The 19,908-nt window shown below is 73.0% G+C and carries 18 protein-coding genes; 15 read left to right on the top strand and 3 right to left on the bottom strand.

Translation table 11 applies throughout. The features are described 5' to 3' along the window. Positions 1-20 precede the first annotated feature (20 nt). The 5 genes from FB388_RS40100 (at position 21) to FB388_RS35235 (ending at position 6,758) form a co-directional block, all read left to right on the top strand. Entirely contained in the window at positions 21-1,565 is a 1,545-nt protein-coding gene (locus FB388_RS40100) for a carboxyl transferase domain-containing protein (RefSeq protein WP_142107000.1), read from the top strand. A gap of 86 nt (positions 1,566-1,651) precedes the next feature. Next, a complete protein-coding gene (locus FB388_RS40095; protein WP_142106999.1) occupies positions 1,652-3,631 on the top strand; it encodes an ATP-binding protein in 1,980 nt (659 codons plus the stop codon). Beyond that, a complete protein-coding gene (locus tag FB388_RS35245) occupies positions 3,631-4,779 on the top strand; it encodes an acyl-CoA dehydrogenase family protein (RefSeq protein ID WP_211362429.1) in 1,149 nt (382 codons plus the stop codon). Before FB388_RS40095 ends, FB388_RS35245 begins: the two co-directional genes overlap by 1 nt. 115 nt (positions 4,780-4,894) lie before the next feature. After that, on the top strand, positions 4,895-6,343 hold the full coding sequence (locus FB388_RS35240; protein ID WP_142106998.1) for a fused MFS/spermidine synthase: 1,449 nt from the start codon (positions 4,895-4,897) through the stop codon (positions 6,341-6,343). Positions 6,344-6,368: 25 nt separating this feature from the next. Beyond that, positions 6,369-6,758: a hypothetical protein gene (locus FB388_RS35235; protein ID WP_142106997.1), complete on the top strand. Its 390-nt coding sequence runs from the start codon at positions 6,369-6,371 to the stop codon at positions 6,756-6,758. 26 nt (positions 6,759-6,784) lie between these two features. On the opposite strand, the gene surE is transcribed toward FB388_RS35235, so the two are convergent. Then, positions 6,785-7,585, bottom strand: coding sequence for a 5'/3'-nucleotidase SurE (surE, locus tag FB388_RS35230; RefSeq protein WP_142106996.1), 801 nt, complete (start codon positions 7,583-7,585; stop codon positions 6,785-6,787). A gap of 124 nt (positions 7,586-7,709) precedes the next feature. Between surE and FB388_RS35225 the strand changes: the two genes are divergently transcribed. The 4 genes from FB388_RS35225 to FB388_RS35210 all read left to right on the top strand — a co-directional run bounded on the left by FB388_RS35225 (position 7,710) and on the right by FB388_RS35210 (position 10,250). Continuing rightward, positions 7,710-8,162 carry a MaoC family dehydratase gene (locus FB388_RS35225; RefSeq protein ID WP_142106995.1) on the top strand — a complete coding sequence of 151 codons (453 nt, stop codon included), beginning with the start codon at positions 7,710-7,712 and terminating at the stop codon, positions 8,160-8,162. 36 nt (positions 8,163-8,198) lie between these two features. Beyond that, a complete protein-coding gene (locus FB388_RS35220; protein WP_142106994.1) occupies positions 8,199-9,416 on the top strand; it encodes an acetyl-CoA C-acetyltransferase in 1,218 nt (405 codons plus the stop codon). An 81-nt stretch (positions 9,417-9,497) separates the two neighbouring features. Further along, complete coding sequence (locus FB388_RS35215) at positions 9,498-9,734, top strand: hypothetical protein (RefSeq protein WP_142106993.1); 237 nt, start codon at positions 9,498-9,500, stop codon at positions 9,732-9,734. 54 nt (positions 9,735-9,788) lie between these two features. Beyond that, the gene (locus FB388_RS35210; protein ID WP_246122694.1) at positions 9,789-10,250 is read left to right on the top strand and encodes a MarR family winged helix-turn-helix transcriptional regulator; all 462 of its coding nucleotides are present in this window, start codon (positions 9,789-9,791) and stop codon (positions 10,248-10,250) included. Positions 10,251-10,259: 9 nt separating this feature from the next. Here the strand turns inward: FB388_RS35210 and FB388_RS35205 are convergent, their stop codons facing one another. Further along, positions 10,260-10,748 (bottom strand): inorganic diphosphatase, encoded by a 489-nt coding sequence (locus FB388_RS35205; protein WP_142106992.1) that lies wholly within the window; start codon positions 10,746-10,748, stop codon positions 10,260-10,262. 154 nt (positions 10,749-10,902) lie between these two features. Here FB388_RS35205 and dacB point away from each other — a divergent pair, with 154 nt between their 5' ends. From dacB to hpt, 4 genes are all read left to right on the top strand, one after another. After that, complete coding sequence (gene dacB, locus FB388_RS35200; RefSeq protein WP_170225980.1) at positions 10,903-12,327, top strand: D-alanyl-D-alanine carboxypeptidase/D-alanyl-D-alanine endopeptidase; 1,425 nt, start codon at positions 10,903-10,905, stop codon at positions 12,325-12,327. Positions 12,328-12,392: 65 nt separating this feature from the next. Next, positions 12,393-13,469 carry a zinc-dependent metalloprotease gene (locus tag FB388_RS35195; RefSeq protein WP_425468603.1) on the top strand — a complete coding sequence of 359 codons (1,077 nt, stop codon included), beginning with the start codon at positions 12,393-12,395 and terminating at the stop codon, positions 13,467-13,469. Positions 13,470-13,506: 37 nt separating this feature from the next. Beyond that, positions 13,507-14,487, top strand: a complete 981-nt coding sequence (tilS, locus tag FB388_RS35190) for a tRNA lysidine(34) synthetase TilS (protein ID WP_142106990.1) — start codon at positions 13,507-13,509, stop codon at positions 14,485-14,487. Between the two features lie 30 nt (positions 14,488-14,517). Further along, positions 14,518-15,063: a hypoxanthine phosphoribosyltransferase gene (hpt, locus tag FB388_RS35185; protein WP_142106989.1), complete on the top strand. Its 546-nt coding sequence runs from the start codon at positions 14,518-14,520 to the stop codon at positions 15,061-15,063. Positions 15,064-15,669: 606 nt separating this feature from the next. On the opposite strand, the gene FB388_RS35180 is transcribed toward hpt, so the two are convergent. Next, positions 15,670-16,587 carry a serine protease gene (locus tag FB388_RS35180; protein WP_211362428.1) on the bottom strand — a complete coding sequence of 306 codons (918 nt, stop codon included), beginning with the start codon at positions 16,585-16,587 and terminating at the stop codon, positions 15,670-15,672. Between the two features lie 288 nt (positions 16,588-16,875). Between FB388_RS35180 and ftsH the strand changes: the two genes are divergently transcribed. Both ftsH and folE read left to right on the top strand, forming a co-directional pair. Continuing rightward, positions 16,876-19,281, top strand: coding sequence for an ATP-dependent zinc metalloprotease FtsH (gene ftsH, locus FB388_RS35175; protein WP_142106988.1), 2,406 nt, complete (start codon positions 16,876-16,878; stop codon positions 19,279-19,281). 8 nt (positions 19,282-19,289) lie between these two features. Next, positions 19,290-19,904 (top strand): GTP cyclohydrolase I FolE, encoded by a 615-nt coding sequence (gene folE, locus FB388_RS35170; protein ID WP_142107723.1) that lies wholly within the window; start codon positions 19,290-19,292, stop codon positions 19,902-19,904. Positions 19,905-19,908: the final 4 nt, after the last annotated feature.

Raw genomic sequence — 19,908 nt, 5'->3', positions numbered from 1 at the left:
GCCGACTCCAGGAGGTCCCGATGGCCGTCGCCACGTCCGGCACCACGCCACGGGGTGCCGTGTCCCACCACGAGCTGGTCGCCGACCTGAAGGCCCGGCTCGCTGCGGCCGCACTCGGCGGGTCGGAGCGCGCCCGGGCGCGGCACGTCGAGCGCGGGAAGCTGCTGCCGCGGGACCGGGTGAACGCCCTCCTGGACCCGTCGAGCCCGTTCCTCGAGCTCTCCCCGCTCGCCGCGAACGGCATGTACGGCGACGAGGCGCCGGGAGCGGGCGTGATCACCGGAGTCGGCCGGGTGGCCGGGCGCGAGGTCGTGGTCGTCGCGAACGACGCCACCGTCAAGGGCGGCACCTACTACCCGATGACGGTCAAGAAGCACCTGCGTGCGCAGGAGGTGGCCCTGCACAACCGGCTCCCGTGCATCTACCTCGTGGACTCCGGCGGCGCCTACCTCCCCGAGCAGGACTCCGTGTTCCCCGACCGGGAGCACTTCGGCCGGATCTTCTACAACCAGGCGCAGATGTCCGCGCACGGGATCCCGCAGATCGCCGCTGTGCTCGGCTCGTGCACCGCAGGCGGTGCGTACGTGCCTGCGATGAGCGACGAGGCCGTGATCGTCCGCAACCAGGGCACGATCTTCCTCGGCGGCCCGCCGCTGGTGAAGGCCGCCACCGGCGAGGTCGTCACCGCCGAGGAGCTGGGCGGGGGCGACCTGCACTCCCGCGTCTCCGGGGTCACCGACCACCTCGCCGAGGACGACGCGCACGCACTGCGGATCGTGCGGGGGATCGTCGGCACGCTCGGGCCGCGCGCGCCCCGACCCTGGGACGTCGTTCCGACCGAAGCGCCGCTCGCCGACCCGGACGAGCTGTACGACGTCGTGCCCACCGACACCCGCACGCCCTACGACGTGCGCGAGGTGATCGCCCGGATCGTCGACGGCTCGCGGCTGCACGAGTTCAAGGCCGAGTACGGCACCACGCTCGTCACGGGCTTCGCGCGCATCCACGGGCACCCGGTCGGGATCGTCGCGAACAACGGGATCCTCTTCTCCGAGTCGGCCCAGAAGGGTGCGCACTTCATCGAGCTGTGCGACCAGCGCGGTGTTCCCCTGGTGTTCCTGCAGAACATCTCCGGCTTCATGGTCGGGCGCGAGTACGAGGCGGGCGGGATCGCCAAGCACGGCGCCAAGATGGTCACCGCGGTCGCCACCACGCGCGTCCCGAAGCTCACCCTGATCATCGGCGGCTCGTTCGGCGCCGGGAACTACTCGATGTGCGGGCGGGCGTACTCACCCCGGTTCCTGTTCATGTGGCCGAACGCGCGGATCTCCGTGATGGGCGGCGAGCAGGCGGCCACGGTGCTAGCGACCGTCGGTTCCGGGGTGGACCCGGACGCCGTCCGCGCCCAGTACGAGCACCAGGGCAACCCGTACTACTCCACGGCCCGCCTCTGGGACGACGGCGTGATCGACCCGAAGGACACCCGCACGGTCCTGGGCCTGGCTCTGAGCGCAGCGGCGAACGCGCCGCTGGAATCACCCGGCTTCGGAGTCTTCCGAATGTGACCCCCTTCGACGAACGGCGCGTTCGTCGGTACCCATCCGACGAACGCGCCGCTCGTCGGAACCGAATCGGAACCAGGGAGGCGCGCGTGTTCGACACCGTGCTCGTCGCGAACCGCGGTGAGATCGCCGTGCGCGTGCTGCGCACGCTGCGGCGCATGGGGATCCGGTCCGTCGCCGTCCACTCCGACGCCGACGCTCGCGCTCCGCACGTCCGCTTGGCCGACACCGCGGTACGGATCGGGCCTGCGCCCGCGGCGCAGAGCTACCTCTCGATCCCCGCCGTGCTGGAGGCCGCTGCCGCGACCGGGGCCGACGCGATCCACCCCGGCTACGGGTTCCTCTCCGAGAACACCGCGTTCGCCGCGGCGTGCGCGGATGCCGGGATCGTGTTCGTCGGGCCGCCCGCGGCCGCGATCGAGGCCATGGGCGACAAGATCGCCGCGAAGGCCACGGTGGCCAAGGCGGGGGTGCCGGTCGTCCCCGGTTCCGACGGGGCGGGCCTCACCGACGACGAGCTCGCGGCAGCCGTCGAGGAGATCGGCTACCCGGTGCTGCTCAAGCCGAGCGCGGGCGGTGGCGGTAAGGGCATGCGTGAGGTGCACCGACCGGAGGACCTGCGTGACGCGATCGTGTCGGCGCGACGAGAAGCGCGCGGCTCCTTCGGCGACGACACCCTGCTCGTCGAGCGGCTCGTCGCGACCCCGCGGCACATCGAGATCCAGGTGCTCGCCGACACCCACGGCGACGTGGTCCACCTCGGCGAGCGCGAGTGCAGCCTGCAACGGCGGCACCAGAAGATCGTGGAGGAGGCGCCGTCCGCGCTGCTCACCGACGAGCAGCGGGAGGCGATGGGCGCCGCGGCGGTCGAGGCGGCGCGGGCGGTCGGCTACACCGGCGCCGGAACCGTCGAGTTCATCGTCGGGGCGGACGACCCGGACCGCTTCTACTTCATGGAGATGAACACTCGCCTGCAGGTGGAGCACCCGGTCACCGAGGCCGTCTACGACGTCGACCTCGTCGAGGCGCAGCTGCGGATCGCGGCGGGCGAGGCGCGGCCGTGGCCGGCGCGCATCCGGCCGGTCGGGCACGCGGTGGAGGCGCGGATCTACGCCGAGGACCCGGCAGCCGGCTTCCTGCCGACCGGGGGCCGCGTCCTCGCGCTGCACGAGCCGTCCGGCCCGGGGATCCGCGTCGACTCCGGGATCGCTTCGGGCAGCGTGGTCGGCAGCGACTACGACCCCATGCTCGCCAAGGTCATCGCGTACGGCACGGACCGTGGCGAGGCGCTGCGCCGGCTCGACGCCGCGCTCCGCGACACCGTGCTGCTCGGGCTCGACACCAACATCGGCTTCCTGCGCGCCCTGCTCGCCGACCCGGACGTCCGCGCCGGGCGACTGGACACCGGCCTCGTCGGGCGCAGGCTCTCCGACTGGACGGCCGCCGACCTCCCGGCCGGCGTGCTCGCCGCGGCCGCCGCGCACGCCCTGCTCGCGCTGGAGCCTGCGGGGCCGGTGGTCGACCCGTTCGACGTGCCCGGTGGCTGGCGCGTCGGGGAACCGGCGTGGGCGACGTGGCGGATGTCGGTCAGCGGCCACGAACCCGTCGCCGTGCGCATCAGGGGCCGGGCGACGGCCGCGGAGGTCGCGGTCGGCGACGCCGAGCCGGTGCCGTGCACCGCGTGGCGCGACGGGGGCGACCTCGTCGTGACCCTCGACGGGCTCACGCGCCGCTACGCGTGCGCGCTGGACGGCGAGACCCTGTGGCTCGGCCGGGACGGGCGGGCGTGGGGGGTGCGGGAGCAGGCGCCGCTCGACGCCGCGGCGTCCGCCGACGCCGGGGCGGGCGGGCCGGTCCTCTCGCCGATGCCCGGCACGGTCACGGCGGTCGAGGTCGTGGACGGGCAGCAGGTCGATGCCGGAACCCGGCTGATCGTCGTGGAGGCGATGAAGATGGAGCACGTGCTCAGCGCCCCGGTCGCCGGGGTGGTCCGCGACCTGCGCGCGCGGGCGGGCGACACCGTCGCGAAGGACGCGGTTCTGCTGGTCGTCGACCCGGAGGTGGACTGATGGACCTCGAGCTGAGCGAGGAGCACGAGGCGCTGCGCGCCACCGTCGAGGACTTCGCGCGCAAGGAGGTGGCGCCGGTCATCGGCGAGCTCTACGAGCGCGGCGAGTTCCCGTACCAACTGGTGGCCCGGATGGGCGCGATGGGCCTGTTCGGGCTGCCGATCGACGAGGAGTACGGCGGCATGGGCGGCGACTACTTCGCGCTCTGCCTCGCCCTCGAGGAGCTCGCGCGCGTCGACTCGTCGGTGGCGATCACGCTCGAGGCCGGCGTCTCGCTGGGCGCCATGCCGCTGCACCGCTTCGGCACCGAAGAGCAGAAGCGACGGTGGCTGCCCGCGCTCGCGACCGGGGAGAAGCTGGGCGCGTTCGGGCTCACCGAGCCCGGCGGCGGCTCCGACGCGGGCGCCACCCGCACCACCGCCCGCCTCGACGGCGACGAGTGGGTGATCAACGGCTCCAAGGCGTTCATCACGAACGCGGGCACCGACATCACCTCGATCGTCACCGTCACGGCCATCACCGGCACCGGCGCCGCCGGGCGCAAGGAGATCTCGGCGATCGTCGTGCCCGCGGGGACGCCGGGGTTCCGGGTCTCGCAGAAGTACTCGAAGGTCGGGTGGTCCTCCTCGGACACCCGCGAGCTGTTCTTCGACGACTGCCGCGTGCCCGCGGAGAACCTGCTCGGCGAGCGCGGCCGCGGCTACGCGCAGTTCCTGTCGATCCTCGACGAGGGCCGGGTCGCGATCGCGGCGCTGTCGGTCGGGCTGGCGCAGGGCTGCGTGGACGAGTCGGTGCGCTACGCCCGCGAGCGCGAGGCGTTCGGCAACCCGATCGGCAGCTACCAGGCCATCCAGTTCAAGATCGCCGACATGGAGGCGCGGGCCCACACCGCCCGCCTCGCCTACTACGCGGCCGCGGCGAAGATGCTGCGGGGCGAGCCGTTCAAGAAGGAGGCGGCGATCGCCAAGCTGGTGGCGTCGAACGCGGCGATGGACAACGCCCGCGACGCCACCCAGGTCTTCGGCGGCTACGGCTTCATGAACGAGTACGCGGTCGGCCGCTTCTACCGCGACGCCAAGATCCTGGAGATCGGTGAGGGCACGAGCGAGGTCCAGCGCATGCTGATCGCCCGCCACCTCGGGCTGTAGGACCCGTCCCGGAGGTTCAGGAAAGCCACATTCAGGGCGTTGCAGGACCGGAACGTGGCTTTCCTGAACCTGGGGCGGAGTACGCCGGCCGGGCACCGGGGGCGAGGATGGTGGGGTGAACGCCCTGTTCGCCCGGATCGTCGTACTCGTGAGCGGTGCCGCGATCCTGGTCGTCGAGACGCTGGCAACGCGTCTCGTGGCGCCGTACGTGGGGTTGACGCTCGAGTCGACGTCGGCCGTGATCGGTGTTGCGCTCGCCGGCATCGCGATGGGGGCGTCGCTCGGCGGGCGTTGGGCGGACGTGCTTCCGCCGCGGCGGGTGGCCGCGGGTGCGCTCGCGGTGGGCGGGCTGGGGGTGCTCGCGGTCCGGCCCATGGTGCGCGTGCTCGGCCCTGCGCTCGGCCCCGGGCCACTGGCCGCGATCGTGCTGGTGGCGGCGTCGACGCTGGTGTCGGTCACCGCGCTCGCGATGGTGACGCCCGCGGTCACCCGAGCGCGCCTCGCGCACGTCGAGGGCTCCGGCGCCGTGGTCGGCGGGCTGTCCGCCGCGGGTACGGTCGGGTCCCTCGCCGGGGTGTTCCTGACCGGGTTCGTCCTCGTCGCCCTGCTGCCGGTGGCGATGATCCTGCTGGTCACGGCCGCCACCTGCCTGGCACTCGCCGTGCTCACCGCAGTGGTGCCCGGGCGAAGGGCCGTCACCGGCACGGCCGTCGCCGCCGCGGTGCTGGCCACCGCCCTCGTCGCGGTGCCGGGCCGGTGCGACGTCGACACCGCCTACTACTGCGCGAGCGTGCGCACGGACCCGGCCGACCCGGATGTCCGCGTGCTCGTGCTCGACGACCTCGACCACTCCGCCGTGGACCTGGCCGATCCCACGCACCTGCGGTTCGCCTACACGCGGCGCTTCGCCGACGCGATCGACACGGCGTTCGCGTCCCACGCGCCGCTCGACGCGGTGCACGTCGGCGGCGGCGGGTTCACGATGCCGCGCTGGCTCGCCGCCACCCGTCCCGGCTCGGCCTCCACCGTTCTGGAGGTGGACGAGGCGGTCGTCGACCTGGGCCGCAGGGAGCTGGGCGTGGGGCAGATCCCCCGTACCGACGTCCGGATCGGTGACGGGCGCAGCCTGCTCGCCGCGCTGCCCGCGGCGTCCGCCGACGTCGTGGTCGGCGACGCCTTCGGTGCCCGCTCGGTGCCGTGGCACCTCGCCACCGCCGAGTTCGTCGCCGACGTCCACCGCGTGCTGCGCCAGGACGGCATCTACGTGCTCAACGTGATCGACCACGATCCATGGCACCTGCTCGCCGCCGAGGTGGCCACGATCGCCCACAAGTTCCCGCACGTCGCGCTGCTGGCGCGCCCCGAGCAGCTCGCCCCCGGCGGCGGGGGCAACGCCGTCATCGTGGCCTCGGACCTCCCGATCGACGTCGCAGGCCTGGCCGAGCGGGCCGCGTTGCGCGGCGAGCCGGCGTCGGTGCTCGACGGTGAGGCCGCCCTGCGGTTCGCCGGGGACGCCCCCGTGCTCACCGACGACTGGGCACCGGTCGACCAACTCATCAGCTGAGGCCACCGGGCGGTACGGTCCGCGGGTGGCTGAATGGGACGACCTCGTGGCGTTCGTGCGGGTGCGCTTCGAGATCATGCGGCAGTCCGAGGGCGAGCTGTGGTTCCGGTTGCCCACGCAGGCCGACCGCGCGCAGCTCGTGGTGGTTCGGCGGGTCACCGGCGAGGACGACCACCCGTGGGCGGAGATCAGCTCGCCGATCGGGCGCGTGGCCGAGCTCGACCTCGCCCGGATGCTCGAGCGCGCGGGCCAGAGCGTGGCGGGCGGCGTGGTCGCCGTGGAAGGTGTGGCCTTCTTCCGCCACTCCATCCCGTTCGGCGACACCGCGCTCGACGGCTTCGACCGGCCGTTCCGGCTCGTGGTGGACGTCGCCGACCGGCTGGAGCACGAGCTCACCGGCGCCGACGAGCACTAGACGCCAGCCAGGAACCGGAGGGGGCTTCAGCTGGCGCGCCTGCTCAGGGTGCCGCCGTCGAGCAGCCCCGGCCGGTCGGTCACGGACTGCAGCTCCGTGAGGGTGGGGTGCCCGGCGGCCAGCAGTGCGGTGTCGGTGCCGGGCTCGGGGTCGCCCGTCAGCTCGGCCTCGTGCGTGTGCAGCAGGTCGCCGTCGTCGCCACTGACGTGGTCGACGCGCGACCGGACCGAGCCCCAGTGCGCGAGCCGCGCCTCACGCAGCTCGCCGAGCTCGCGGACGGGGAGGTCCGGGACGTTGAGCGAGAGCACGGTGCCGTCCGGGGCCGCGAGGAGCACGTCGAGCACGTCGGGGAGCACCGCGAGCGCGGACTCCCAGTGCGGGCGCTCCGGCTCGACCAGCGGGATGCCGAGGGACACCGCGAGGCCCCGCCACCCGTGCAGCGACGCCGCGAGCGCGGCCCCGATGGTGCCGGAGTGCAGCACCGCGTGCCCGAGGTTGGCGCCGATGTTGATGCCGGAGAGCACCACGTCCGGCTCCGGGTCCAGCCAGCCGCGGCCCGCGGAGTGGACGATGAACGCGGGGTGGCCCTCGACGGCGAACGCCGGCACGTCCGGCAGGTCGGGCAGCTCCCTGCTGTGCACCCGGACCCGCTTGCCGTCCCGCACCGCCAGCACCGAGCCGCCCACGCCGCTCGCGTCGACGTGCGGGGCCGCGACGACCACGTCGAAGCCGGCGTCCCGGGCTCCGGTGGCCAGTGCCAGCAGGCCGGGCGAGTCGATGCCGTCGTCGTTGGTGATCAGGGCGCGGAGACGTCGGGAGGAGGCCACGGCTCCACCGTAGGCGAGACAGGTGGCCGCAGGACGGCCGCGCGATGACGCTCACGCGCAGCCTGTAGGCACCGGTGTGCTGTGGCAGGGTGGCCGGCAGGGTCGCGGACGATCGGAGCGGAGCATGCGCGTCTTCAACGGTGTCGACGAGCTACGTGCGGCGGTGGGGTCCCAGCTCGGGGTGAGCGACTGGGTCACGGTCGATCAGTCCCAGATCGACACGTTCGCCGATGCGACGCTCGACCACCAGTGGATCCACGTCGACGAGGAGCGCGCGAAGGCGGGCCCGTTCGGCGGCACGATCGCCCACGGGTTCCTCACGCTCTCGCTGCTGCCGCACTTCGTCGGCCAGACCTATCGGATCGATGGCACGAAGATGGGCGTGAACTACGGGATGAACCGCGTGCGGTTCACCTCACCCGTGCCCGTCGGCAGCAAGGTGCGGGGCAACATCGAGCTCGTCGACGTCGCGGACGTGGCGGGCGGCGTGCAGATGACCACGAAGGTGACGGTCGAGATCGAGGGGTCGGAACGTCCCGCGCTCGTCGCCGAGTGGCTGACCCGCCAGTACGTCTGAGACGCAGTACGTCCGAATTCTTCAGGAGGGATCTCGATGCGTGACGCGGTGATCTGCGAGCCGCTGCGGACGCCGGTCGGCGGGTTCGGCGGCGCGCTGCGCGACGTGCCGGCCCACGAGCTCGCCGCCACCGTGATCCGGGCGCTGGTGGAACGCACCGAGCTGCCCCCGGACTCGGTGGACGACGTGGTGCTCGGGCACTGCTACCCCACGATGGACGCGCCTGCGATCGGCCGCGTGGCCGCGCTGGACGCCGGGCTGCCCGTGACCGTCCCCGGCCTGCAGATCGACCGGCGTTGCGGCTCGGGCCTGCAGGCGGTGCTGTACGCGGCGATGCAGGTGCAGTCCGGGGTGGCGGACCTGGTGCTGGCAGGCGGTGCCGAGTCGATGTCGAACGCGCCGTTCTACTCCACCGGCATGCGCTGGGGCGTCAAGGGCGGCACCGGGGTCATGCTGCACGACGGCCTGGCCAGGGGCCGCGTCACCGCAGGTGGGATCAACTACCCGGTGCCGGGCGGGATGCTGGAGACGGCGGAGAACCTGCGCCGGGAGTACTCGATCCCGCGCGAGGAGCAGGACGAGTTCGCCGTGCGCTCGCACCGGCGCGCCGCCGCCGCCCGCGACGAGGGCCGGTTCGCCGACGAGATCGTCCCCGTCACCGTGAAGGGCCGGAAGGGCGACACGGTGGTCGACGCCGACGAGCACATCCGGCCCGACTCGACGGTGGAGAAGCTCGCCGGACTGCGGCCGGTGCTGGGCCGGGACGACCCGGACGCCACCGTCACCGCCGGCAACGCGAGCGGCCAGAACGACGGTGCCGCCATCTGCGTGGTCACCCACCCGGCGAAGGCGGCGGAGCTGGGGCTGCGGCCGCTGGTGAAGCTCGTGTCGTGGGGTGTCGGCGGGGTCCCGCCGGCCACGATGGGCATCGGGCCGGTGCCGGCCGTCGCGAAGGCCCTCGACGCGGCCCGGCTGACGCTCGCCGACATCGACCTGATCGAGCTGAACGAGGCGTTCGCCTCGCAGGTGCTCGCCTGCACGCGCGAGTGGAAGCTCGTGCCGGACGACTTCGAGCGGCTCAACGTCAACGGTTCCGGGATCTCGCTCGGCCACCCCGTCGGGGCCACGGGTGGCCGGATCCTCGCCACCCTCACCCGCGAGATGCAGCGCCGCGACGCCCGGTACGGCCTCGAGACGATGTGCATCGGCGGAGGTCAGGGGCTCGCGGCGGTCGTCGAACGGGTGACCCCCTGATCGTGACGTGAAACACCTTCGTCGCCGGGTACGAAAGCTCTCGTAGAGGCGGTTCGAGAGGGGTCGAGGGCGATGGCGGGCGTGGGAACTGCGACGTTGAGCGGGCGGGACCGTGCCCTGCTGCGCGCGGTCGCCGCAGGTCGTTGCAAGCTCGGCAGCGGCTGGCAGCCCGTCCTCCTGGTCGACGGCCTCGCATGCGCCGACTCCGCGGCCGGACACCGGCTGGTGGCCGCCGGGCTGATCGACCCGCCCGACCCGGACCGGCCCCTGGCACAGGCGAGCATCACCTCGCTGGGGTGGCGGGCGCTCGCCAGCTGAGCGTCACCGCCGGGGTTTGTTGCCCGAACCCGGCGCGCGGTCCATGCTCGCGCCGTGCCGTCAGACGACGACCTCGCATTGGCCGATGACGTGAGTGGTCAGCTCATCCGGCTGCTCCGCCTCATGGACCGCAGGCAGGCGCAGTACCAGGCCGAGCACCCGGACGCGGTGGAGCGGGCCACCTACTACCTGCTCGTCCACCTCGTGAAGGGCGGCCCCCAGCGCGCGGGGGCGCTCGCGGAGTCGGTGCACTCGGACCCGTCGACGATCAGCCGCCAGGTGGCGCACCTCGTGCGGCTCGGCCTGGTGGAACGGATGGCGGACCCGGAGGACGGGCGAGCAACGCTGCTCACCGCGACCGACGAGGGGCGGCGGGTGTTCGAGGAGAACCGCCGCATGCGGATCGAGCGGTTCGCCGAGATGTTGTCGGACTGGCCGGTGGCGGACCGGAGCAAGTTCGCCGAGCTGCTGGGCCGCTTCGCCACCGCGTTCGAGAGCAACCAGCGGCCGTCGTGACGGCGGCGGCTAGTGCCCGGCCACCTTGGCGCGCTGCCAGGACGCCTTGATCTCCCGCTCGGCGTCCGCCCGCCCGACCCAGGTGGCGCCCTCGACGCTCTTGCCCGGCTCGAGCGCCTTGTAGATCTCGAAGAAGTGCTGGATCTCCATGCGGTCGAACTCGGGGAGGTGGTGGATGTCGCGCAGGTGCTCCTGGCGCGGGTCGTCGGAGGGCACGCAGAGGACCTTGTCGTCGCCGCCCTTCTCGTCCTTCATCCGGAACATGCCGATCGCGCGCGAGCGGATCAGGCATCCCGGGAAGGTTGGCTCCTGCACGAGCACGAGTGCGTCCAGCGGGTCGCCGTCCTCGCCCAGGCTGTCCTCGATGAACCCGTAGTCGGCCGGGTACTGGGTGGCGGTGAAGAGCGTCCGGTCGAGCCGGATGCGACCGCTCTCGTGGTCCACCTCGTACTTGTTGCGGCCGCCCTTGGGGATCTCGATGGTGACGTCGAAGTCCATCGGCGCTCTCCTGCTGTTCCGTGGGTCGGATGGATGGCCGGTACCGGTCGGGCGACCGGCCCCGGCGCCTACCTCTAGTGTGATGGACCGCGTCGGGGATACCGACGGCCGGGGCGCGCCTCCTGCGCTCCAAGGATGTCGAGGGAGGGCGCCCGTGGGCATCGGGCGACGAATCGGTGACTCGCTGCGACTGCCCGGTCGCGGAGCGCGGCGCGCGATCGCGGTGCTCGTCGTGCTCGCGGTGGCGGGGGGTGCCGGCGGCGCGATCGCGCTCACCGGCCCCACGCTCGTGCAACGGCTGGGCCTGGTGGCGCCCCCACCGGCGCCGCTGCCGCCCGTCCCACGTGCCGAGCTGGGGGCGCTCTCGCCCGACGCGCCGATCCCCACGCCCCAGGGACTGAGCGCGGCGCTCGACGATGCCGCCGCCGACATGCCGGGCAAGTTCGCGGGCGTCGTGATCGACCCCGTATCCGGCCGCGAGCTGTGGGGCCACACGCCCGAGCGGCCGCTCGTGCCCGCCTCCACCGCGAAGGTGATCACCACGGCGGCGGCGCTGCTCGCGCTCAACCCGACCGACCGGCTGACCACCCGCGTCGTCACCGGCCCGGCTCCGGACACGATCGTGCTGGTCGGGGGTGGGGACCCGACGCTCACCGCGCTCCCCGATCCGAAGGACAGCCTCTACCCGGGCGGGTCGAGCATCGGTGAGCTCGCCGACGCGGTGCGGAAGAAGGCTCCGGGTCCGATCCGCCGGGTGCTCGTCGACACGAGCCGCTACACCGACGACGGGCTCGCCCCCGGCTGGAGCCAGGGCGACGTCGCCGCCGGGTTCATCACCCCCATCCAGCCCGTGATGCTCGACGGGGGCCGGCTCGACCCGAAGCTGCAGGACGGCCCGCGCGTCTCGGACCCCGCCCTCACCGCGGGCCGTGCGCTCGGTGACGAGCTCGGCGCGGCCGTGGTGGAGCGGGGCACGGCGGCGCCGGACGCCACCGCCATCGCCGCGGTGGCGTCGGCGCCCGTGAGCGAGCTCGCGGAGCACGCGCTGCGCACGTCGGACAACGTGCTGGCCGAGGTGCTCGCGCGCGAGGTGGCGATCGCCCGGCAGGCGGAGCCGTCGTACGCGGGCGGGGCCCAGGCCGTCCTCGCCGCGCTCCGGCAGGCGGGGATCGACACCAGCGGCGCCGAGACGGTGGACGGCAGCGGCCTGTCCACGCGCAACCAGGTGCCCGCCCGCCTGCTCGGGGAGATCCTCGCCGCTGCGGCCTCACCCGCGAAGGGGCCGCTCGACACGCAGTTCCTGCGCCCCGTCCTCACCGGCCTCCCCGTGGCGGGCGGCGTCGGCACGCTCGACGACCGCTACGCCCGTGACGGGAAGGCCGCGGCCGGGCGCGGTGTGGTTCGTGCGAAGACCGGCTCGCTCACCGGGGTGAGCAGCCTCGCGGGCGTCGTCACGGACGTCGACGGCAGGCTGCTGGTCTTCGCACTGGTGTCGAACGGGGCCAGCCCGGCCACCGTCCGCCCGTTGCACGACGCCATGGCCGCCGCACTGAGCCGCTGCGGCTGCCAGAAGCCGTGAGCGGTTACGAGTGCTCTGGCACTCGTAACCACTCACGACCCGCATCGGGCACGTAGCGTGGACCCGTGCAGCACGTGACCGACCCACAGTCCGCATCGAGTCCACCGGGCGAGCGTGGGCTCCCGGTCGACTGGGACCTCGCGAGTCGCACCGCAGGTCGGCTCATGCAGCCCGGCCCGGACGCCACGCTCGCCGAGGCCGCCGAGCTTGTGCAGCGTCTGCGCGCCGACGCGGCCGTCGCCGAGCGGCACGTCCGGGAGACCACGGGGCTCGGTCACGGCCTGCCGCTGCTCCCGGCCGACGTGGTCGACCGCAAGGCGTGGGCCACGGCCGCCGTCGCGAGCATGGCCGCTCTCACGTCGGGCGCGCAGCTGCCCGAGGTGTCCCGGGTCACCCGCACCGTCACGGCGCGTACGGCGGGGCTGCAGGTCGGCAGCGTGGTCGCGTACCTGGGCGGGCGGGTGCTCGGCCAGTACGACCCGTTCGGCGGGCCGGAAGGCGGCGGCCGGCTGCTGCTCGTGGCCCCCAACGTGCACGCCGCCCAGAAGGCGCTCGACGTGCCGAGCACCGACTTCGGGCTGTGGGTCTGCCTGCACGAGGCCACCCACCGGCTCCAGTTCACCGCGGTGCCGTGGCTGCGCTCCTACTTCGCGGAGGAGGTCGGCCGGTTCCTGTCGATCGCCCAGACCGACCGCGGCGCCGTCCTGGAACGCCTGCCCGAGGTGGTGCGGTCGCTGCGCGAGTCCGGAGGCGACTCGCTCGCGATCGTCGAGCTGCTCCAGGGACCCGAGCAGCGGGCGGTGCTCGACCGGCTGCTCGCCCTCACGACCCTCCTGGAGGGCCACGCCGACCACGTGATGGACGCGGTCGGCCCCGATGTCGTCCCCACGGTCACCACCATCCGCAACCGGTTCACCGTCCGTCGTCGCGGTGGTGGCCTCGTCGACCGCCTGCTGCGCGCCCTGCTCGGCGTGGAGGCCAAGGTCCGCCAGTACGCGGTCGGCTCGGCGTTCACGAAGCACGTGGTCCTCGCCGCGGGCATGGAGGGCTTCAACCGCGTGTGGGAGAGCCCCGAGACGCTCCCGACCCGCGACGAGCTGGCCCATCCTGGCCGCTGGCTGGAACGCGTCCACGGCATCTGAGCCGCTCGCGGCGGCCGGCGGGCTACAGTCCGCGCCCGTGGCACAGGACCCGGCGGTGCCCGCCGTGCGGCGGGCCGTTCGCGCCGCGCTCGCCGCGCTGCCCGCGCCGCACCGGGACGTCCCGCTGCTGGTCGCCTGCTCCGGCGGCGCCGACTCGCTCGCACTCGCCGCCGCGGCGGTCGCGGTTCGGGGCCGGGGCGACGTCCACGGCGCGGTGGTGGACCACGGCCTGCAGGACGGGTCCGCGAAGCGGGCCGCAGCCACCGCCGAGCTGCTCGAGGGCCTCGGTATCCCGGCGAGCGTGCACACGGTCGAGGTCGGTGGGAGAGGTGGGATCGAGGCCGCGGCCCGCCGTGCCCGCTACGCGGCCCTGCGCGCCGCCCGCCCGCACCCGGACGCGCCCGTCCTGCTCGGGCACACCCTCGACGACCAGGCCGAGACGGTGCTCCTCGGGCTGGGCAGGGGATCGGGCGCCCGGTCACTCGCCGGGATGCGGGCGTGGGACGCACCGTGGTGCCGGCCGTTGCTCGGGGTGCGCCGCGCGGTGACGCGGGCGGCGTGCGCGGCGGCGGGCCTGCCGGTGTGGGACGACCCGCACAACACCGACCCCCGGTTCACCCGCGTCCGGCTCCGGCACGAGGTGCTGCCGTTGCTGGAGGACGTGCTGGCGGGCGGGGTCGCGGAGGCGCTCGCCCGCACGGCGCGGCAGCTGCGCGAGGACGGCGACGCGCTCGACGCCGTTGCGGCCGACCTGCTCGGCCGGGCGCACGACCCGGAGGCCGGTCTCCTCCTCGCCCCGCTCGACGGTGTGCCCGCTGCGCTGCGCCGCCGGGTGCTGCGGGCGTGGCTGGCCACGGCCGGCGTGACAGCTCTCACCGACGAGCACCTCAGGGCTGCCGACGTTCTCGCTGTTCAGGGGCCGGATCGCGGCGGTGTCGCCCTACCGGGTGGCTTGGAGCTGGTGCGTGCGCGTGGCAGGCTCTCCCTGCGCCCGGTCCGCTGGCCATCCGGCGGCTGATCGCCCCGACCACGCAGGAGGCCGCCCCCCGTGTACGACGGTGAGATCGCATCGACGTTGATCACCGAGGAGGCGATCCGGGAGCGGACCGCCGAGCTGGCGGCCCAGATCGCGGCCGACCGCGCCGGGTCCGACTCGGATCTGCTGCTCGTCGGCGTCCTCAAGGGCGCCGTGATGTTCATGACCGATCTCGCGCGGGCGCTGCCGGTGCCGGTGCAGCTCGAGTTCATGGCGGTGAGCTCCTACGGCTCGTCCACCTCGTCGTCGGGGGTCGTGCGCATCCTCAAGGACCTCGACCGCGACATCGCAGGCCGCGACGTGCTCATCGTCGAGGACATCATCGACTCGGGGCTCACGTTGTCCTGGCTGCGGGGGAACCTCGAGTCCCGCCAGCCGGCGTCGCTGTCGATCTGCGCGCTGCTGCGCAAGCCGGACGCGGTGAAGGTCGACGTGCCCGTGAAGTACGTCGGCTTCGACATCCCCAACGAGTTCGTCGTCGGCTACGGCCTCGACTACGCCGAGCGCTACCGCGACCTGCCGTTCATCGGCACGCTCGACCCCGCCGTCTACGCCTGACCCACCCGGTGGTCGAGTAGCGCCGACGCGTATCGAGACAGTTGCGCCTGCCTCCTCGGTCAGGGCCTCCTGTCTCGAAGGTCTGCCTTCTCACGGCCTCCTGGCGGCGCCGCGCAGTGTGCGGGGCCGCCCCGTCACGGGATCTTCTTGCCCTCGCGCACCCGGTTCGTGCTGGCGCACCCGGGGTGAGGTCACGCTGCCCGTCGACGGGCAGCGTGGGCCGAGCAGGGGTGGGTCACCGGTGAAGAGCAGCGCGAGCAGCACACGAGGGCCTGGCTGGCCACCGTGGTGTGCGTCTCGGGTCGACCAGGAGGCGGGTGGGAGCGATGATCGGCAGTTGGGCGCGTTTCCCGACGAATTCCGTCGGGAAACGCGCCGAAACACTGATCATGTCCGTGAGTCCGCCTTCGGTGGCGCCGCGCGCCGAAGGGGCTGGCCTGTGGCCTGCCCGCGAAGCGGCCCCGCACGATGCGCGGCGCCACCGAAGGCCTGGGGAGAGGTTGCCTGGACGGTGCGTGCCACCAGTGAAGGCCTGGTGGGAGACGGCGTGGTGGTCTCGATACGGGCCGGCGCTGGGCGCCGGCCCTACTCGACCACCGGGGCTGCTCAGCCGTTCAGCACGGGGAGCGCGGGCAGGGTGGGCAGCGCCGGCACCGGGAGACCCGCCGCGGGGCCGGAGTTGAACTCCTCGGTGCCGAGCGCGAGCTGGACGTTGCCCACGTCGCCGTTCGCGCGGGCGTACTCGAGCGCGTGGGCCAGGTCGATCACCCCGTTGCTGGCGGGCAGCGGTGCGAGGTTCAGCGTGGACAGCACGCCGAACGCGGCGCCCGAGCCGTCGACGAAGGCGCTGCCGGAGTCGCCGGGGATGCCCGGGGTGAGCGTGTAGACGTCGTGGCTGCGCCCGTCGCCGGTGTCGGTGACGTTGATGCCGACCTTCGGGCCGAGCGCGCTGATCCCGAGCCGCAGCTCGGAGTTGCCGACGCTGTAGACCAGCTCGCCGGTGCGGAGGCCGTCGGTGTCGAGGCCGGTGGGGCCGCCGAAGACCGGGAGGCTCGGGTTCACGTCGGCCACGTCCTCGCCCGCGATCTCGACGAGGGCGAAGTCGTTGAAGGAGCAGAGGTCGGGGTCGGTCTCCCCGTTCGCCTGCATCGACAGCCAGGAGCTGTAGGCGAGGCGGCCGGTGCGATCGGTGCCGTCGGCTGCCTTGATGGTGACGGGGGTGCCGATGTCCATCGTCCCGGAGTCGCACCCGTCGGTCTCGGTGGCGTCACCGGTGCCGGCGCAGTGCGCGGCCTGGCCGAGGAACGTGCGGCTGCCGCTGGTGAACACGAAGTTGCTCGTGCAGGACCCGCCACCCTCGGTGTCGGTGACGACGCCGGGCCGGATCGCAGCCGAGCCGGCGGCGGCCCAGTCCGCCTGACCCGACCGCGCGGGCGCGGCCGTGGCCGCCGGAGCGAGCACAGCTCCGAGCGCGATCCCACCGAGCGCGACCGCCACCGCGACGCCACGGGCCCTCGCCGTCATGCCACCAACCCCCACCTACCGGCTTCGTCGCCGGCCAAGTCGTGATCACCATCCGCCAATGGCCCAACGACGCCGTGCGCGTGGGGATATGCCCTCCGGGAACACCGGTTCGCCACCGTCCGTTGAGCGTCTGTGTACTCGTGATGAGTACGCCGATGGACATCGACGGCGCAGCTGTGCTCGCGGCCCGCTATCCTGGCGGACTCAGGGCCGGTCAGTCCGCTGCGCCGGGTCTCTCCGCCGGAGAATCTCGCCAGGAAGGGTGAAGGCCGCCACGGCCGAAGCTGCATGGACCGCAAGCGCCTGCTCCGAAACCCGCTGATCTGGATCCTCGCCGCGATCCTGGTCTACTTCACCTTCAGCGTGCTCTTCGACGACACGCGCGGCTTCACGCGGGTGGACACCTCCGTAGCGCTGGCCCAGATCAACGACGGCAACGTCACCAACGCGCTCATCGAGGACCGGGAGCAGCGGCTTCGGCTCACGCTCGCGCAGCCCGTCGAGGGCACCACGCAGATCATCACGCAGTATCCGGCGCAGACCGCCGCCACCATCGTGGAAACGCTCGGGAACGCGAGCAACAAGCCGGCGTTCAACACCACCGTGCGGCAGGACTCGTTCCTGACCACGATGCTGATCTACCTGATCCCGCTCGGCCTCGTGCTGCTCGTCCTGTTCTGGATGATGAACAACGCCCAGGGCGGCGGAAACCGGGTGATGTCCTTCGGCAAGTCGAAGGCGAAGCAGCTCAACAAGGACATGCCGAAGACCACCTTCGGCGATGTCGCGGGCGCCGACGAGGCGGTCGAGGAGCTGCACGAGATCAAGGATTTCCTGCAGAACCCGGCGCGTTACCAGGCGCTCGGCGCGAAGATCCCGAAGGGCGTGCTGCTCTACGGCCCGCCCGGCACCGGTAAGACGCTGCTGGCGCGCGCTGTCGCGGGCGAGGCGGGCGTGCCGTTCTACACGATCTCCGGTTCCGACTTCGTCGAGATGTTCGTCGGTGTCGGTGCCTCCCGCGTGCGCGACCTGTTCGAGCAGGCCAAGCAGAACTCCCCCTGCATCATCTTCGTCGACGAGATCGACGCGGTCGGCCGCCAGCGCGGCGCGGGCCTCGGCGGTGGCCACGACGAGCGCGAGCAGACGCTCAACCAGCTGCTCGTCGAGATGGACGGCTTCGACGCGCGCGGCGGCATCATCCTGATCGCGGCCACCAACCGGCCCGACATCCTCGACCCGGCGCTGCTGCGCCCCGGCCGCTTCGACCGGCAGATCCCGGTCGGTGCTCCCGACCTCGCCGGCCGCAAGGCGATCCTCGGCGTGCACGCCAAGGGCAAGCCGTTCGCGCCCGACGTCGACTTCGAGTCGCTGGCCAAGCGCACGGTCGGGATGTCCGGTGCCGACCTCGCCAACGTCATCAACGAGGCCGCGCTGCTCACCGCGCGGGAGAACGGCACGCTCATCAACGCAGCGGCTCTCGAGGAGTCGGTCGACCGGGTGGTCGGCGGGCCGCGCCGCAAGGGCAAGATCATCTCCGAGCAGGAGAAGAAGATCACCGCCTACCACGAGGGCGGCCACGCGCTCGCCGCGTGGGCGATGCCCGACCTGGAGCCGGTCTACAAGCTCACGATCCTGCCGCGCGGGCGCACCGGCGGCCACGCCCTCGTCGTCCCCGAGGACGACAAGGGCCTGATGACCCGCTCGGAGATGATCGCCCGGCTGGTCTTCGCGATGGGCGGGCGCAGCGCGGAGGAGCTCGTGTTCCACGAGCCCACCACCGGCGCGTCCAGCGACATCGACCAGGCCACCAAGATCGCCAAGGCGATGGTCACCGAGTACGGCATGAGCGCGCGGCTCGGTGCCGTCCGCTACGGGCGCGATCAGGGCGACCCGTTCCTGGGCCGCTCCATGGGCGCACAGGCCGACTACTCGCTCGAGGTCGCCCACGAGATCGACGAGGAGGTGCGCGCTCTCATCGAGGCGGCGCACACCGAGGCGTGGGAGATTCTCAACACCTACCGCGACGTCCTCGACGACCTGGTGTTCGAGCTGCTCGAGAAGGAGACGCTCACCCGCAGGGACCTCGAGCGGATCTTCAACCAGGTGGAGAAGCGGCCCCGGATCACGGCGTTCAACGACTTCGGCGAGCGCACGCCGTCCGACAAGCCGCCGATCAAGACACCGGCCGAGCGGGCGAAGGAGCGCGGCGAGCCGTGGCCGCCGCACACCGAGCCGGTGCGCGAGCCCGCGCCCGTCGGTTCCTACCCCGGTGGCGCCAACGGCGTGCCGGCTCCCGGCCCCAACGGCGGTCCGGTGCCCGTGCCGCCCGGCGGTTACCCGGGCGGTCCCGGACAGCCGTTCCCGGGGGGATATCCGCCGCAGGGGCAGCCCGTGCCGCAGCAGGGCTGGGGCGGGCAGCCGCAGCAGCCCAACTCGGTGCCCCACAACTACGGAGCACCGCCGGACTGGCGGCCCGCCACCACCCCGCACGGGCAGACCTGGCCGCCGCCCGGCCACTGGCAGCAGCCGACGAACCCGCAGTGGGCTCCGGCCCCGAACCAGGTGCCCCCGTCGCAACAGGCGGGTGCCAACGGTTCGAGCGAGCCGACGCAGCAGCTCCAGCCCGAGAAGCCGTCCCTCGACAAGCCGAGCGAGGAGAGCGGCCCCGGGTCCGACGAAGGCGGCTCACGCTGAGCGCAGCAATACCTGGTGGTGCGGCGTCCGAGAGGGCGTCGAGGAACGGTCAGCCGGTGATCGATCACGCGCGGGCCGAGGCCGCGGTGCGGGAACTGCTCATCGCGATCGGGGAGGATCCCGACCGCGAAGGCCTGCGCGACACGCCTGCCCGCGTGGCCCGGTCGTACGCGGAGATCTTCCAGGGGCTCTACGCCGAGCCGGACGAGGTGCTCGACCGCACGTTCGACGAGCACCACCAGGAGCTGATCCTGGTCAAGGACATCCCGATGTTCTCCATGTGCGAGCACCACCTGGTCCCGTTCCACGGTGTGGCGCACGTCGGCTACATCCCGAACCCCGAGGGGCGGGTCACCGGGCTGTCGAAGATCGCCCGGCTCGTCGACCTGTACGCGCGACGGCCGCAGGTGCAGGAGCGGCTCACGGCGCAGGTGGCCGACGCCCTGGTGCGCAAGCTCGAACCGAAGGGCGTCATCGTGGTGATCGAGGCCGAGCACCTCTGCATGGGCATGCGGGGGATCCGCAAGCCCGGCTCGCGCACCACCACGTCCGCCGTGCGCGGGATGCTCCGCTCGTCGCCGACCTCCCGCGCGGAGGTGCTCGCGCTGATCCGGAACGGTTGAGCCG

The sequence above is a fragment of the Pseudonocardia cypriaca genome (assembly GCF_006717045.1).
In the GTDB taxonomy this organism is placed as follows: domain Bacteria; phylum Actinomycetota; class Actinomycetes; order Mycobacteriales; family Pseudonocardiaceae; genus Pseudonocardia; species Pseudonocardia cypriaca.
The sequence above is the reverse complement of the archived record's forward strand: the minus strand, read 5'-3'. Positions and strand labels throughout refer to the sequence as shown.

Coding starts and splice junctions, on each gene's coding strand:
- FB388_RS35205 (WP_142106992.1), bottom strand. CDS start 10,748: ATGGACTTCGACGTCACCATCGAGATCCCCAAGGGCGGCCGCAACAAG.
- ftsH (WP_142106988.1), top strand. CDS start 16,876: ATGGACCGCAAGCGCCTGCTCCGAAACCCGCTGATCTGGATCCTCGCC.
- FB388_RS40100 (WP_142107000.1), top strand. CDS start 21: ATGGCCGTCGCCACGTCCGGCACCACGCCACGGGGTGCCGTGTCCCAC.
- FB388_RS35180 (WP_211362428.1), bottom strand. CDS start 16,587: ATGACGGCGAGGGCCCGTGGCGTCGCGGTGGCGGTCGCGCTCGGTGGG.
- FB388_RS35225 (WP_142106995.1), top strand. CDS start 7,710: ATGCGCGTCTTCAACGGTGTCGACGAGCTACGTGCGGCGGTGGGGTCC.
- FB388_RS35245 (WP_211362429.1), top strand. CDS start 3,631: ATGGACCTCGAGCTGAGCGAGGAGCACGAGGCGCTGCGCGCCACCGTC.
- FB388_RS35220 (WP_142106994.1), top strand. CDS start 8,199: ATGCGTGACGCGGTGATCTGCGAGCCGCTGCGGACGCCGGTCGGCGGG.